Here is a 14,798-nt window from a genome sequence, read left to right as displayed (position 1 = left end):
CAATGACGCAGAAAATCGTTCCCGTGATCATGGCCGGTGGCAAAGGCACGCGGCTCTGGCCGCTTTCCCGTGCCACTGCCCCGAAGCAGTTCATCCAGTTCGTCGGCGACAAGACGCTGTTTCAGGCAACCCTCGAACGCGTTTCCAATCCAGCGCTCTATGAAGCGCCGATCGTCGTTACCAACGAAGAATTCCGCTTCCTGGTCGCCGAGCAGGCGCGTGCGCTTGCCGTTCCGCTTGCCGCCGTGCTGCTCGAACCGGTGGCGCGTAACACCGCCGCGGCCGTGGCGGCAGCCGCGACGCTCGCCGCCGAGCTGTTCGGCAAGGACACCATCATCCAGATGCTCGCCTCGGATCACGAGATCCTTGCCGACGACAGCTATTTCGATTGCATCCGCATCGCCCGCGATGCCGCCGCCGATGGCAAGCTCGTCACCTTCGGCATCAACCCGACCGAGCCGGCAACGGGTTATGGCTATATCGAGATCGGCGAGGCGCTCGGAAACGGCGCCCACAAGGTCAGCCGCTTCGTTGAGAAGCCGGCTTTGGAAAAAGCCGAGCGGATGCTCGCCGACGGCGGCTTCTACTGGAATTCCGGCATCTTCATGTTCCCGGTGACGGAGCTCATCGCCGAACTGGAGGAATATGCGCCTGACGTGCTGAAGGCGGCAAGCAAGGCGGTTTCCAAGGCAAGCCGCGACCTCGACTTCACGCGCCTCGATGCCGACCATTTCGCCAAGAGCCCCGATATATCGATCGACTACGCGATTATGGAAAAGACCGCCAAGGCCGCCGTCGTCCCCTCTCCGTTCAGATGGTCGGACATGGGAAGCTGGGATGCCGTCTGGAAATCGGGCGCCCGCGACGACAATGGCAACGTCGCCGCTGCCAATACGACCGTCATCAATACCCGCAACTCGCTCGTCATGACGCATGGCGTGCACCTTGCCGTCCAGGGGATGGAAGATGTCGCCGTCATCGCCAGCGAGGACGCCGTCTATGTCGGCCCCCTCAAGGACAGCCAGAATGTCGGGCAATTGGTGAAGATGCTGGCGAACACCTCCGCCACCGCCAAACTCACCGAAACCCATCCGACGTCCTATCGTCCCTGGGGCGGCTACACCTCGATCTTCAACGGCGACCGCTTCCAGGTGAAGCGCATCTTCGTCACCCCCGGCAAGAAGCTTTCGCTGCAGAAGCATCACCATCGCTCCGAACACTGGGTCGTCGTCAAGGGAACGGCTGAGGTGACGGTCGGCGAGACCGTGCGGATGCTGCGCGAGAACGAAAGCGTCTACATCCCGCTCGGCGAAGTCCACCGTCTCGCCAATCCCGGCAAGATCATCCTCGAACTCATCGAGGTTCAGACGGGTTCCTATCTCGGCGAGGACGACATCATCCGCATCGTCGACGAATTCGGAAGAACCTGAGGCAATGGCCGGCGGGCCGAGATCGTCCGCCGGCATTTCCGGCATGGCCGCCATGCCTGTTGAATTCCCCTCGGGGATTCTCGTAGAATGAATGCGCCGACAGACCTGACAGGAGATGTCCCTGATGCGTACCCTGCCCGCCCTTGCCGGTTTGCTTTCACTCGTGCTGCCGGCGATGGCCCTTGCCCAGACGGCGAATATGCGAGCCGCAAGCGAAGCGGAAATTCGCCAGCACCTGCCCGGCACGTCGGAGCTGAAAGAAGCCAAGAACGGCTACGAATATCGTCAGGGCAACAAGAACGGCTACAAGATCAGCAATGGCCAGGTCTGTGTCCGGTTTCCCGACAAATCGACCGATTGCGTCAGCGTGAAGACCGATGGGAAGAAGTTTCAGATGATCGACCGAAAGGGCGGCCGGACCAGATTCTGATTTCGGACCGATTATCGCAGCGGTTAAGGTTCACCATCCTTGTCGAGAACGAACTCGGCGATCAGGCCTGAATGGTTCGAGCCGAGATTGTCGTCGAGGCGTTTCAGCGATGTCAGATGCAGCGGCGCGCGCGCGAATATGTGGTCGATGGCGATCCCGAACCGGCCGGCTGCGATCGGCCATGTCGCCGGTTCGGGCGCCACCGTCTTCAGCTGCTGCTTGCGCAGGAAAGCCTGAATGCCGGGGGCGATCGACGACGAGTTGAAATCGCCCGACAGCACCAGCGGACCTGAGATCGCACCGAGTGCCTTGCCGAGATCTCCCAGTTCTTCCGCCTGATAGTCATCGAAATAGGGCTTGGTCAGGTGCGCCGAGACCAGATTGACGGTTTGCCCGCCGAATTCGACGCTTGCGACGACCAGCCTGTCTTTCCGGAGGCTGCCGATGCTCGCGACCTGCCGTGTGACGAACGGGCGCTTGGACAGGAGCAGCGTATCGCAGCTGTCTTTGCCGTGGTCGCAGCCGATATGGTAGGGATAGACCTTGTACAGTCGCTGCAAATGAAACGTCAGCGGCTTGGCTTCCATCAGATTGACGACATCGGCATTCGAGGCGATCACCATATCGGCAATGGCGGTCGAGTTTTTCCAGTTGTCGATCGCGACATTGAACGACATCAGGCGGAAAAGCGGCGCCCGCACCCCTCTGTTTTCCTCGCCGAATTCGCGCAGCATGACCACGCCATGCGTGGTGAGAACAAGCGAAGCGAGCAGAAGCACGAAGCCGTAGGCGTGCCGCCTGACCGCCAGGATCACCAGGCTGGCGGCGACGAATAGGACGCCGAGATGGATCTGGAAACTGTAGATGAACGACAGCAGCCAGAAGTTCGTGATATAGCGCAACGACGCGAGCGCTATGGCCAGGGTGAGAAATGCCGAGAGAATCCAATAAATTATGTTTCTCATCGATCCCTGGTTCCGATCGCAGACGACCAGCCGGCCATAACACGCCAATCCATATGGTGCAACGCAGCATGATTTGGACGAATGACGGCAGCGGCGGCGCTCAAGGCTTATCTGTCAAAGGCCTATCGACTCGTCCTGTTTTTATCTTGTAAGTGGGGGCCACTTTTATACGGAATCGGCTTTTTGCCGTCGGCAGGGAGCCGAGAAAAGGTGGGAATGCGCTACTTCATTACGGGCACTGCCGGCTTCATCGGTTTTCATCTGGCCAGGCGCCTGCTGCAGGAAGGGCACGAGGTGACGGGCTTCGATGGCCTGACACCCTATTACAATGTCAAGCTCAAGGAGATGCGCCATGCCGCCCTCTCCCAGTTTCCCGCCTTCAAACCCGTCATATCGATGCTTGAGGATCGCAAAGCGCTTGAGGCGGCGGTCGTCGCGGCCAAGCCCGATATCCTGATCCACCTCGCCGCGCAGGCCGGCGTGCGCTACAGCCTGGAAAATCCCGAGGCCTATATTCATTCGAATGTCGAAGGCTCGTGGAACATCATGGAAATCGCGCGGCGCGTCGAAATCCGCCACCTGATGCTCGCCTCGACCTCGTCGATCTACGGCGCCAATGCGACCGTTCCCTTCCACGAGACCGATCGCGCCGACGAGCCGCTGACCATCTATGCAGCGACGAAGAAATCGATGGAGCTGATGGCGCACAGCTATGCGCACCTCCACAAGATTCCGACCACGGCCTTCCGCTTCTTCACCGTCTACGGTCCCTGGGGCCGGCCCGACATGGCGCTGTTCAAATTCGCCAAGAACATGCTCGAGGGACAGCCGATCGAGATCTACGGCGAAGGCAATATGAGCCGTGACTTCACCTATATCGACGATCTCGTCGAAGCGATCGTCCGGCTGTCGGCCATTGCCCCGAGCGAGGAAAATCGTTTGGCCGATGCAAGCATCGAGACGCTCTCGCGCCAGGCGCCCTTCCGTGTCGTCAATATCGGCGGCGGCCAGCCGGTCAGCCTGATGGATTTCGTCGAAACGGTGGAAAAGGCGCTCGGCCGTCCTGCCATCCGCAAGATGCTGGCCATGCAGAAGGGCGACGTGCCGCGCACCTTCGCCGCCCCCGATCTGCTCGTCGCGCTGACGGGCTACAAGCCGGGCACGACACTCGATGTCGGCGTCAAAGCCTTCGTCGAATGGTATCTCGACGTTCGCCGCGAGTTGGGTGCCTAACGTTTCCGCGCTTCAGCGCAGAAACGCGATCGCTTCCACGGCACCGACCGTCTTCGAAAACACGTAGTCGATGGCAAAGGTCAGGCTCGTCGAATAGGCCTTGAGCTGATAGCCCTCGCCTTCGACGGCAGCCGGGCTGCGCAGAACGAAGGGAACGCCGGGCCGCACGAAACCCACTCGTGTCGTCAGCGGAACCTCGGGCGAATGGCCGATGGCGGAAGTGTACATCAGGTCTTGGGCAAGACCTGCGGGTCCGATGGCGAAGGCCGGACCGGCAGCCGCGGTGATGCTCAAGGTCAAGGCGATGGCGGCAAGAGTTTTCTGCATGTCGAAGTCCCCGTTTTCGGATCGCAGGGCTTTCGTTTCGCCCTGATCCAAGCGGTCGATGCGTCTGTCCACGCTTCTGCCGCCTTCATGAGAACACTCTACACACCAGTATTTGCAGTGCTTTTAAGCAGATCGGTCAAATTTTACGAAATTTGATTTTCTCTCAAGAGGCCGCCCGAGATGCGGGTAAACCAGCCAAACCGCGGCTGGAAGCGACGCCGGACGCGGATCGCAGCTTAGAGGATGCGATCCAGCCTCTTGTTGATATGCAGGTTCGGCATCAGGCCGGCGCTTTGCGCGGCATGATAGGATTCTCGCGCCGCATCGAACGAGATCGACCACATGATGGCGCTGAGCAGAAGCGCGATAATATAGATTTGGATACGCATCGCATTGGCGATACGGAAGGAGCAAGGCAGTTTTGTGTCAAAAAATGAGCGCATAACGAGAAAAACGACAGGCTTTCCGTTCCGCAGTGACCGGCGCCGGACACATCGGTGTCTTCAAAATGAGCGATGGCGTTTTGCCGCTGTTAGCAGCCACCCCGCCCCCTGAAAGGTCCGCTCCCCCGGATCTCTTTGCTTTTCGCCTGCCGGCGTGACGGATGTCACGTTACTTTAGTATCGCCTACCTATATGTATGGAGACAGACGCAACCGACGATAGAGCCGGTTCGCATCGAATCTACAGCGAGGCGGCATGGGTGGAGGGCTCATCGCCGCCGCGGCTGCAATCGTGATCTCGGCATCAACAAGGGGAGGCGTGCATGGGCAGGATTACCAAGGCAGGTGCATGGTGCAACGGCGAAGTCGCCTATATCGCCTGGATGGCGGATGGGCCGATTGCCGATTGCCTCGGTTTCATGATCACCCGCGTGCACGAGACCGGGCCGGACGCCGGCGCCCGGCGCATCCTGCCGACCTGGATCGCTTTCAACGATCAGTCCAATCCCGACTGGCTGGAGCAGGACAGTTCGGTCTGGCCGATCCAGCAATATCAGTGGCGCGACCTGACGCTGCGCCGCTCCCGCGACGAGGCCACCGTCAGGCCGATCGATTTCAGGATCCATTACGAGATCACCCCGGTCGGCCTCGCGGGTCCAGGCCGGGCGGAGGTTCCCGCCTCCGCCACGGCGCCCTATCGCGACGAGAACGGCAAGCCGCGCTACGAAGGACCGCAACGGCCGCTCTTCATTCTCGACGAGCCCTTCAAGACCGAGAGCATCGACGTCACCCACGATTTTCCGGGCGGCGGTTCCATCAAGGCGACCTATACCAACGGCATTCTTTCGACGCAGAACCTGCTGCGCCAACTGGAAAAGGTGCAGGGCGTCAAGCCTGAGAATGTCGCGCCCGGCCCGGCGATGCGCGTCACCGAAGGCCTGCTGAAGACGCTGAAGGAGCATATTCCCAAGGAGAACGATCCGATCCGCCTGTTCCTGACGGCCGATGTGCTGAGCTTCCTGACGCTGCTGATCGACCGTGCCGAGAACGGAAACGGCGAACTCTATCTGGCGCTTTACGAACTGCACGATCCGGAATTGGTGAGAAGGCTGACGGCGCTCGTCGAGGCGGGCAAGGCGCATGTCATCCTCTCCACTTCGGGATCGACCGATCTCAACAAGAAGGGCGATGCACCGCCGAGAAAACCGGTCGTCTGGGATACGGGCAACAATAAATCCCGCGCCGGCCTTCATGCCGCCGCCCCTGCGGCCGATCGCGTGCAGGATCGCCTTTTCAACAACAACAGCCACATCGGTCACAACAAATTCGCCGTCTATGTCGAAGGCGGCGTCGCCCGCACCGTCATGACCGGCAGCACCAACTGGACCGAAACCGGCCTCTGCACCCAGTCGAACAACGTCATCCTGATCGACGACAAGAAGGTCGCGGCACGGTTCCTCGCCTATTGGAAGCTCCTGCGGGATGATCCGCAGCCCGCTGGCGTGCCCTTGACCGTGACCAAACACGGCGAAACCGCCGTGGGATTTGCGCCGAGCAAGGGCGTGCAGGGCACGGCGCTGCGCCAAGCCAATGCCGAACCGGTCACGCCGATAAAGCTGGCGGACGGCAAGACCACCGTCGAAATCCTGTTTTCACCCAATACCAAGGCGCCGACCAAGAACAAGACCTCGCCGACGCCCGTCGATCTGAGCCGCGTCTATTCGCTGATGGAACATGCCGACGACGCGATCCTCTTCCTCACCTTCTATCCGGGAGTGCGCGGCGAACAGAACGTCATCGGCCAGGCGGCGGAGGCTGCCGCCAAGCGGCCGGATCTGCTCGTTCAGGGCGCGATCAGCAATCCGGCGGCGCTGCCGCCGGCAAAACCCGGCGAGCCGACGACCTTTACCAGGCCGGACGGCACGGTCCGGGATCTGCCGCAACGGGCGATCTGGTGGCCGGGCGGCGATGCCGGCCGCGTCGTGATGGTGCGGGCGGCGGCGATCTCCGCCCAGTTCGGCGATCTCAGGCCTGAATTGCTGAGCGCCGGCCATGCGATCATCCACGACAAGATCGTCGTCATCGACCCGCTCCATCCCGACAATTGCACCGTCATAACAGGCAGCCACAATCTCGGTTACAAGGCCTCCTACCAGAACGACGAGAACCTGCTGGTCATCCGCGGCAACCAGTCGCTCGCCATCGCCTACGCGATCCATATTCTCGATATCTACGATCACTACGTCCTGCGTGCCAAGCTGCAGGAGGAGCTCCGCCAGTCGCTGATTGCCACGGGCCGGCCGCCGAAAGCGGATACCGGCGGCGGCTTCCTCAACACCAAGGCGAGCTGGCAGGGCAAGTGGTTCGCCGCTGCCAAGGCGCCGTCGAGCCGGAATTATTTCCTCGGCCTTTGAACGATAACGTCGACGATTGGAAAGGGCACCCCGGCGGCGAGGTGCCCTTTTTCGCATTCACGAATACCTGCTTACTCATAATATATCATTCGATTGACTGATTTGAGTGTTGGTGTTATAAATCCGTCATGACCCGGAACAACGACACCCAAAACCCACCTGCCTCCGCCCGCGCCGAGATCGCGCGCCAGAAGATGCTGACGGCCGCGCTCGACGTTTTCGGGCGCTACGGCTTCGATGGCGCCTCGACCCGTCAGCTGACCGAAGCCGCCGGCGTCAACCTGCAGGCAATCCCCTATTATTTCGGCAGTAAGGAAGGCCTCTACATCGCCACCGCCGAATATCTGATGATGCGGATCGACGCCCATGTCAGCGGCATGCGGGCGCGCATCGGCGCGCATCTGATGGCGCTCGACGCAGCCGGCGAACCGCTCGGAGAAGCCGAGGCGCGCGCCTTCCTCACCGAAGTCCTCCAGACCATGGTGACCCTCTTCGTCGCCAAGGAATCCGAGCCCTGGGCCCGCTTCCTGATCCGCGAGCAGATGGAGCCGACCGAAGCCTTCAGGCGGGTCTATCAGGGCATCATGCGGCCGATGATCGAGATGGGCCGCCGGCTCGTCGGCGCCATTCTGCGCGAGGATCCGGCATCCGAACATGTGCGCCTGCGCACCTTCAATCTCGTCGGCAGCATCCTCATCTTCCGTTTCGCCCATGCCTCCGTGCTCGCCCAGATGGAATGGGAGACCTTCGGCCCCGAGCAGGTGGAAATCCTGCGGCGCCTGGCGGCCGAGCTGGCCGAAGTCATCGGCCAGCCGAAAGGCGGTGCAGCATGAAACGCATCCTTCCCCTCGCCATTCTTCTCCTCGCCGCCGGCGGGGCCGCCGCATGGTGGTACGGCCTGCCCGAGAAGCTCGGCTGGCTGCCCGAGGCCCGCCGCGAATTCGTCCTTTACGGCAATGTCGATATCCGCCAGGTCTCGCTCGGTTTTCGCGTCAGCGGGCGCCTCTCCGAGCTCCGCGTCGACGAGGGCGATGTCGTCAAGAGGGACGCGGTCCTGGCGAAGCTCGACGCCGCCCCCTATGAATTCGCCGTCCGCTCCGGCGAGGCCAATGCCGCAGCCCTTCGCGCAACGCTCGACAAGCTGAAGGCCGGCCCGCGGCCGACCGAGATCGCCCAGGCGCGCGCCGCCTATGACGAGAGCCTCGCCGATCTCGAAAACGCCAACCTCGCCTATGAGCGTGCCCGCCAGCTGCGCCCGCAGGGCACGATCTCCGAGGCGAGCCTCGACCAGGCGACCGCCGCAAAGGCGATGGCCACCGCTCGCTCCCAGTCCGCCAGCGAAGCGCTGAAGCTGCTTGAGGAGGGCTCGCGCGTCGAGGATATCGCCGCCGCCGACGCTCAGCTGAAGGCCGCCGAGGCGACGCTCGCCTCGGCCCGCACCTCGCTCGCCGATACGGAGCTGCGCGCACCGAACGACGGCATCATCCTCTCGCGGGTGCGCGAGAACGGCGCGATCGTCTCGCCGGCCGATACCGTCTTCGTGCTGTCCCTGACCGAGCCTGTCTGGGTGCGCAGCTACGTCGCCGAGCCCGATCTCGGCCGCATCCACCCCGGCATGAAGGTATCGGTCGCCTCCGATACGGCGCCGGACAAGCCCTATGAAGGCACGATCGGCTTCATCTCGCCGGTCGCCGAATTCACCCCGAAATCGGTGGAGACGCCGGAACTCCGGACCGATCTCGTCTATCGCCTGAGGATCGTCATCGACAGGCCCGGCCCGGATCTGCGCCAGGGCATGCCGGTCACGGTGCGGCTTTCCGAGCCTCCGGCGGCCAAGCAATGACCGCCGCCGAGACAGCCCCCCAGACAGGGCAGGACGACAGGCCGCTCGTCCGGATCGACGGCGTCACCAAGCGCTTCGCCGACGCGCCGCCGGCCCTCGACGCCGTCTCCGGCGTGATCGGCGGCGGCGCGATCACCGGCCTCGTCGGCCCCGATGGCGCCGGCAAGACGACGCTGATCCGCCTGATGACCGGGCTGATGCTGCCGGATGCGGGAACCGTGGAGGTTCTCGGCTTCGATACGCGAAAGAACGCCGCCGGCATTCAGGCGGCGATCGGCTACATGCCGCAGCGCTTCGGCCTCTATGAGGATCTCTCGGTGCTGGAAAACCTCAATCTTTACGCCGATCTGCGCGGCCTGCCGAAAAGCGAACGCGCCGGGGCCTTCGATGAGCTGCTCTCCTTCACCGACCTCAAGCGCTTCACCGGCCGGCTCGCCGGCAAGCTTTCCGGCGGCATGAAGCAGAAGCTCGGCCTTGCCTGCGCGCTGCTGAAAAAGCCGCGCCTGCTGCTGCTCGACGAGCCGGGCGTCGGCGTCGACCCGATCTCGCGCCGCGACCTCTGGAAGATGGTCGAGAACCTGACGAAGGAGGGCATCGGCGTGCTCTGGTCGACCGCCTATCTGGACGAGGCGGAAGCCTGCGACCATGTGCTGCTCTTGAACCAGGGCAAGCTGCTCTTCTCGGGAAAACCCATGGAGCTGACCGAACGCGTCGGCGATCGGGTCTTCAGGGTTTCCGGTGTCACGGGACGCCGCCGTCAGGTGCTTGCCGAACTGCTGCAGGCAGACGGCGTCATCGACGGCGTGATCCAGGGCGAGGCGATCCGTCTGGTGGCGGCCAAGGACAAGACGCCCGATATCGGCAAGGCCGGCGCCGGCGCATCGCTTGCCCCTGCCCCGCCCCGCTTCGAGGATGCCTTCGTCGACATGCTGGGCGGCGGTCCCGGCGGCCGTTCCAGATTGGCGGAGGCGCAGGAACCGTTGAAGGCCGAGGGCGACCGGCCGGTCATCGAAGCCAAGGGCCTGACCAAACGCTTCGGCGATTTCACCGCCGCCGACGACATCAGCTTCGATATCCGCCGCGGCGAGATCTTCGGCCTGCTCGGCCCGAACGGCGCCGGCAAATCCACCACCTTCAAGATGCTCTGCGGCCTCTTGAAGCCGACCGGCGGCGAAGGCCGCGTCGCCGGTTTCGATCTTCGCCGCGACGCCGCAGAAGCCCGCAACCAGCTCGGCTACATGGCCCAGAAATTCTCGCTCTACGGCGATCTCACCGTCATGCAGAACCTCGAATTCTTCGCCGGCGTCTATGGCCTGCGCGGACAGCATCGGCGCGAGCGCATCGCGCTGATGGCCGATATCTTCGATTTCGGCCGCCATGCCCGCGAGGCCGCCAAGGACCTGCCGCTCGGCCTCAAGCAGCGCCTGGCGCTCGCCTGCGCCGTCATGCACGAACCCCGCGCCCTCTTCCTGGACGAGCCGACCTCCGGCGTCGATCCGATCACCCGGCGCGAATTCTGGACCCACATCAATGCGCTTGTGGAAAAAGGCGTCACCGTCCTCGTCACCACCCATTTCATGGACGAGGCCGAATATTGCGACCGCATCTCGCTGATCTATCGCGGCCGCTCGATCGCGCTCGGCTCGCCCGACGAGTTGAAGGCCCGCGTCGCGACCAGGGATGAGCCGGACCCGACGATGGAGGATGCCTTCATCGCGCTGGTGCAGCAATCGGAAGCGGAGGATGCGGCATGAGCGCCTCGTCCGGCCGGATTCGCCGTCTATTTGCCCTGGTGCGCAAGGAAAGCTACCAGGCAGTGCGCGATCCGAGCAGCATTCTCATCGCCTTCGTGCTGCCGCTGATTCTGCTCTTTCTCTTCGGCTACGGCGTTTCGCTCGATACCAGCCGCACCCGAATCGGGCTGGCGACCGAAGAGATAACCCCGCTGACGCAGGATCTGGCGGCCGGTTTCCAGGCCTCGCGCTATTTCGATGTGGTGATCGGCCGCGACCGGCGCCTGTTCGAGGAGGATCTCGTGCTCGGCAAGGTGCGCGGCATCGTCGTCATCCCCGCCGATTTCACCACGCGCTATATCGCCGGCAACCATCCCTCCATCCAGGTGATCGTCGATGGCTCCGACCCGAACACCGCCAATTTCGTCCAGAATTATGCGCAGGGCGCTGTTGCCAACTGGGAGGAGCAGCGCCAGGCGGACGTCGCCTCCCGCAGTCCCGCCATTTCGGTCGAGCAGCGCTTCTGGTTCAATCCGGAACTCACCAGCCGCAATTTCCTCGTGCCGGGTTCGATCGCCATCGTCATGACGCTGGTCGGCACGCTTTTGACCTCGCTCGTCGTTGCCCGCGAATGGGAGCGCGGCACGATGGAGGCGATGATGGCGACGCCGGTGACGGCGGTGGAACTGCTCGCCGGCAAGATCCTGCCCTATTTCCTGCTCGGCCTCACCTCGATGACGCTCTGCGTGCTGCTGGCGGTCTTTCTCTTCGGCGTGCCGTTTCGCGGCTCGGTCGCGGCCCTTTACGCGCTTTCGGCCGCCTTCCTAATCCCGGCCCTCGGCCAGGGCCTGCTGATCTCGACGGCGACCAAGAACCAGTTCCTCGCCTCGCAGCTGGCGCTGATCACTGCCTTCCTGCCGGCCTTCCTGCTGTCGGGCTTCCTGTTCGAGATCAACTCGATGCCGCAGATCATCCAGTGGATCACCTTCATCGTGCCGGCACGCTACCTCATCCCCAGCCTGCAGACGGTGTTCCTCGCCGGCGACATCTGGCCGATGTTCGCCAAGGCGATCTCCGTCATGCTGACGATCGGCACCGTGATGTTCATGCTGGCGGCGCGTAGCACCAGAAAGAGGATCGGCTGAGATGGGATGGACAAGGCTTTACGCCCTCATCGTCAAGGAATTGCTCGCCGTGCTGCGCGACCCCAAGGGCCGCGCCATCCTGATCGGCCCGCCGATCGTCCAGCTCCTCGTCTTTTCCTATGCCGCCACGCTCGAAGTGCGCAATGTCGACGTCATGATCCTCAACCGCGACAGCGGCCATTGGGGCCAGGAACTGATCGAGCGCATCGACGGTTCGCCGACCTTTCGCGACATCGCATTCGCCGCCGACCAGGGTGAAGTCCGGGTGGCGATCGACAACCAGACGGTGATCGCCGCCGTCGAGATCGGCCCGGATTTTTCGCGCAGCATCGAGGCAGGAATACCTGCCGATCTGCAGGTCGTGCTCGACGGCCGCCGCTCCAACGCCTCGCAGATCGTCGCAGGCTACCTCTCGCAGATCGGCGCGGCCCTTGCCGCCGAGACGCCGGCTGGCAAGCGCGCCGGCACTGAGATGGTGTCGACGGTGCCCCGCAACTGGTTCAACCCGAACCTCACCTTCCAATGGTTCATGGTGCCGAACCTGATCGCCAGCATCGCGCTCCTGATCGGCCTGATCGTCACGGCCCTGTCGATCGCCCGGGAGCGCGAGCTCGGCACCTTCGACCAGCTGATGGTCTCGCCGCTGCGCATGCACGAGATCCTGATCGGCAAGCTGATCCCGCCGATGATGATCGGCCTCTTCCACATCACCGTCTATATCCTCGCCGCCGTCTTCCTCTTCGAGGTGCCGCTGCGCGGCTCGCTCTTCCTGCTCTACGGCAGCGCGATCTTCTATCTCGGCTCGGTCGCCGGCCTCGGCCTCTTCATCTCGGCGCTGTCGATGACACAGCAGCAGGCGATCCTCGGCGCCTTCCTGTTCATGGTCCCGGCCATGCTGCTCTCGGGCTTTGCGACGCCGATCGAAAACATGCCCGGCTGGCTGCAGCCGATAACCTTCATCAACCCGCTGCGCTACTTCCTGGTGATCGTCAAAGGTGTTTTCTTGAAGGACATCCCTTTGAGCGAGGTGGTGCACCAGACGATCCCGCTGGCGCTGATCGCCGCCGTCACCCTCAGCGCCGCCGCCTGGCTCTTCCGCCGTCGCCTGGAATGAGGCGATTTTGCCTCACAGAATGTAAACCGGGCTTCCAAAGCGTGAATCTCCTGCCGGAACATCGGCCAGGCGGCGTCGTTACCCAGACGCAACCCCAGCAAAGGAGAAGCAAAATGTACAAGATTCTACTTGTCTCCGGCGCCCTTGCGCTTTCGTCTTTCGCCACCAACGCGCTTGCTGACGGCGCTGTCACCGGCGCGGCCGGTGGCGCTATCACCGGCGCGATCGTCGGTGGCCCTGTAGGTGCTGCCATTGGCGGCGTCGCCGGCGGTGTCGCCGGTGCCGTGGTCGATCCGCCGCCGCGCGAGGTCGTCACCTATGTCGAGCAGCAGCCCGCCCCGACCTCCCGCGTGGTCGTCGAACAGCCGATCGTCGTCGGCAAGCCGCTTCCGGCCGATGTCGTCGTGACGCCGGTGCCCGACAACCCGAAATATGCTTACACTGTCGTCAACGATCGCCGTGTGATCGTCGAACCCCGCACGCATCGCGTCGTGCAGGTGATCGAATAAGCAGATAATCAAAAGCTCGAGACCGCCTGCTGCGGCTCGGCTACCTCAGGCCCCGCTTCGGCGGGGCCCTTTTTCATCCGGCTGCGCCAACGGCCGGCCGTTGGCGTCATGGCTCGAACCGCTGATCAGACCTTCAGCTCGCGCCGCTCGCGCTCGGTCACCATGGCGAGGTCGAGCACCTTCTGCAGGTTGGCGGCGTGGCGGAAGTTCGGGTCGGGCTGGATGCCGCTTGCGACCGCCTCGGCGAAACGCTGGTAGTTGGTCGGCACCGGCGTCACCTCGATCTCCTTCCAGGTCGCGGTCTCGGCATCCTCGCCGAGGCAGCCGCGCAGCTCGGAGCCGGCCGGCCGGTGGATGACCTCGAGGCTGCCCTTTTCGCCGTAGATGCGCAGCTTCAGCTCGTTCAGATGCCCGGTCGCCCAGCGGCTGGCATGGATGACGCCGAGCGCGCCGTTGGCGAAATCGACCGCCATGGTGAAGCTGTCATTGGCATCCAGCATATATTCGCCGATCTGGCCGCCCGGCGCCTTGTTGAAGGTCTTCAGCCGCGCAAAGACGTTGTCGATGTCGGTGGCAGCGCCATAGGCGGCGAAATCGAGAATATGGATGCCGACATCACCGAGCACGCCGTTCGAGCCGTGGCCGGTGGAAAGCCGCCACAGCCAGGTCGATTCCGTGCGCCAGTCCCCCCAGGCGCGCGAGACGAGCCAGCTCTGGAGATAGGAGGCCTCGACGTGCTTGATGGTGCCGAGCTCGCCCGATAGCACCATCTCGCGGGCGCGCTGCAAGGGCGCGACATTGCGATAGGTGAGGTTTACCATGTTGATGACGCCGGCCTTTTCGGCTGCCTCCGTCATCTCCAGCGCCTTCGGATAGTTTTCCGCCAGCGGCTTCTCGCACAGCACATGTTTGCCAGCGGCAATCAGCGCCATCGTCGTCGGGTGATGGATGCGGTCGGGCGTAATGTTCGTCGCCGCATCGAATTCGCCCCAGGCAATCGCCTCATCCAACGAAAGAAATCGCCTTTCGATGCCGAACTTGTCGGCGAAGGCGGAAAGCCGGTCGGGATCGGTATCGACGGCGCCGACCACGGTCACGCCGTCAATTTTGCTGAAGTGGGTGAGCTGGTTTTTCGCCATCACGCCCGTGCCAAGAACGAGTAGTCGCATGGATGCTCCTCAGCGGTAACCGGCTTCGCCGGCCTGGTGCAGTC

General features: G+C 63.1%; 14 protein-coding genes. 10 read left to right on the top strand and 4 right to left on the bottom strand.

The window, feature by feature from the left end:
* Positions 1 to 2: 2 nt before the first annotated feature.
* Both CO670_RS15960 and CO670_RS15955 read left to right on the top strand, forming a co-directional pair.
* Positions 3 to 1,430, top strand: coding sequence for a mannose-1-phosphate guanylyltransferase/mannose-6-phosphate isomerase (locus CO670_RS15960; protein WP_097591134.1), 1,428 nt, complete (start codon positions 3 to 5; stop codon positions 1,428 to 1,430).
* 124 nt (positions 1,431 to 1,554) lie between these two features.
* Complete coding sequence (locus CO670_RS15955) at positions 1,555 to 1,860, top strand: hypothetical protein (RefSeq protein ID WP_097591133.1); 306 nt, start codon at positions 1,555 to 1,557, stop codon at positions 1,858 to 1,860.
* Positions 1,861 to 1,883: 23 nt separating this feature from the next.
* On the opposite strand, the gene CO670_RS15950 is transcribed toward CO670_RS15955, so the two are convergent.
* Positions 1,884 to 2,825 carry an endonuclease/exonuclease/phosphatase family protein gene (locus tag CO670_RS15950; RefSeq protein ID WP_097591132.1) on the bottom strand — a complete coding sequence of 314 codons (942 nt, stop codon included), beginning with the start codon at positions 2,823 to 2,825 and terminating at the stop codon, positions 1,884 to 1,886.
* 216 nt (positions 2,826 to 3,041) lie between these two features.
* Here CO670_RS15950 and CO670_RS15945 point away from each other — a divergent pair, with 216 nt between their 5' ends.
* On the top strand, positions 3,042 to 4,058 hold the full coding sequence (locus tag CO670_RS15945) for an NAD-dependent epimerase (protein WP_097591131.1): 1,017 nt from the start codon (positions 3,042 to 3,044) through the stop codon (positions 4,056 to 4,058).
* A 12-nt stretch (positions 4,059 to 4,070) separates the two neighbouring features.
* Here CO670_RS15945 and CO670_RS15940 read toward each other — a convergent pair whose 3' ends face one another.
* The gene (locus tag CO670_RS15940; RefSeq protein ID WP_176538953.1) at positions 4,071 to 4,385 is read right to left on the bottom strand and encodes a hypothetical protein; all 315 of its coding nucleotides are present in this window, start codon (positions 4,383 to 4,385) and stop codon (positions 4,071 to 4,073) included.
* A gap of 236 nt (positions 4,386 to 4,621) precedes the next feature.
* The gene (locus tag CO670_RS32975) at positions 4,622 to 4,774 is read right to left on the bottom strand and encodes a hypothetical protein (RefSeq protein WP_176538952.1); all 153 of its coding nucleotides are present in this window, start codon (positions 4,772 to 4,774) and stop codon (positions 4,622 to 4,624) included.
* Positions 4,775 to 5,150: 376 nt separating this feature from the next.
* On the opposite strand from CO670_RS32975, the gene CO670_RS15930 reads away from it, so the two are divergent.
* The 7 genes from CO670_RS15930 (at position 5,151) to CO670_RS15900 (ending at position 13,585) form a co-directional block, all read left to right on the top strand.
* On the top strand, positions 5,151 to 7,241 hold the full coding sequence (locus CO670_RS15930) for a phospholipase D-like domain-containing protein (protein ID WP_097591129.1): 2,091 nt from the start codon (positions 5,151 to 5,153) through the stop codon (positions 7,239 to 7,241).
* 128 nt (positions 7,242 to 7,369) lie between these two features.
* Complete coding sequence (locus CO670_RS15925) at positions 7,370 to 8,074, top strand: CerR family C-terminal domain-containing protein (RefSeq protein WP_097591128.1); 705 nt, start codon at positions 7,370 to 7,372, stop codon at positions 8,072 to 8,074.
* Positions 8,071 to 9,084 (top strand): secretion protein HlyD, encoded by a 1,014-nt coding sequence (gene hlyD / locus CO670_RS15920; RefSeq protein ID WP_088687036.1) that lies wholly within the window; start codon positions 8,071 to 8,073, stop codon positions 9,082 to 9,084. Before CO670_RS15925 ends, hlyD begins: the two co-directional genes overlap by 4 nt.
* A complete protein-coding gene (locus CO670_RS15915) occupies positions 9,081 to 10,838 on the top strand; it encodes an ATP-binding cassette domain-containing protein (RefSeq protein WP_097591127.1) in 1,758 nt (585 codons plus the stop codon). Before hlyD ends, CO670_RS15915 begins: the two co-directional genes overlap by 4 nt.
* Entirely contained in the window at positions 10,835 to 11,962 is a 1,128-nt protein-coding gene (locus tag CO670_RS15910) for an ABC transporter permease (RefSeq protein ID WP_097591126.1), read from the top strand. Before CO670_RS15915 ends, CO670_RS15910 begins: the two co-directional genes overlap by 4 nt.
* Position 11,963: 1 nt before the next feature.
* Positions 11,964 to 13,076, top strand: coding sequence for an ABC transporter permease (locus tag CO670_RS15905; RefSeq protein WP_097591125.1), 1,113 nt, complete (start codon positions 11,964 to 11,966; stop codon positions 13,074 to 13,076).
* Positions 13,077 to 13,189: 113 nt separating this feature from the next.
* On the top strand, positions 13,190 to 13,585 hold the full coding sequence (locus CO670_RS15900; RefSeq protein WP_097591124.1) for a DUF1236 domain-containing protein: 396 nt from the start codon (positions 13,190 to 13,192) through the stop codon (positions 13,583 to 13,585).
* A gap of 125 nt (positions 13,586 to 13,710) precedes the next feature.
* Here the strand turns inward: CO670_RS15900 and CO670_RS15895 are convergent, their stop codons facing one another.
* Positions 13,711 to 14,754: a Gfo/Idh/MocA family oxidoreductase gene (locus tag CO670_RS15895; RefSeq protein WP_097591123.1), complete on the bottom strand. Its 1,044-nt coding sequence runs from the start codon at positions 14,752 to 14,754 to the stop codon at positions 13,711 to 13,713.
* Positions 14,755 to 14,798 lie beyond the last annotated feature (44 nt).

Source organism: Rhizobium sp. J15 (genome assembly GCF_002531825.1).
Lineage (GTDB): Bacteria > Pseudomonadota > Alphaproteobacteria > Rhizobiales > Rhizobiaceae > Rhizobium.
This window is presented reverse-complemented; position numbering and strand designations above follow the sequence as displayed.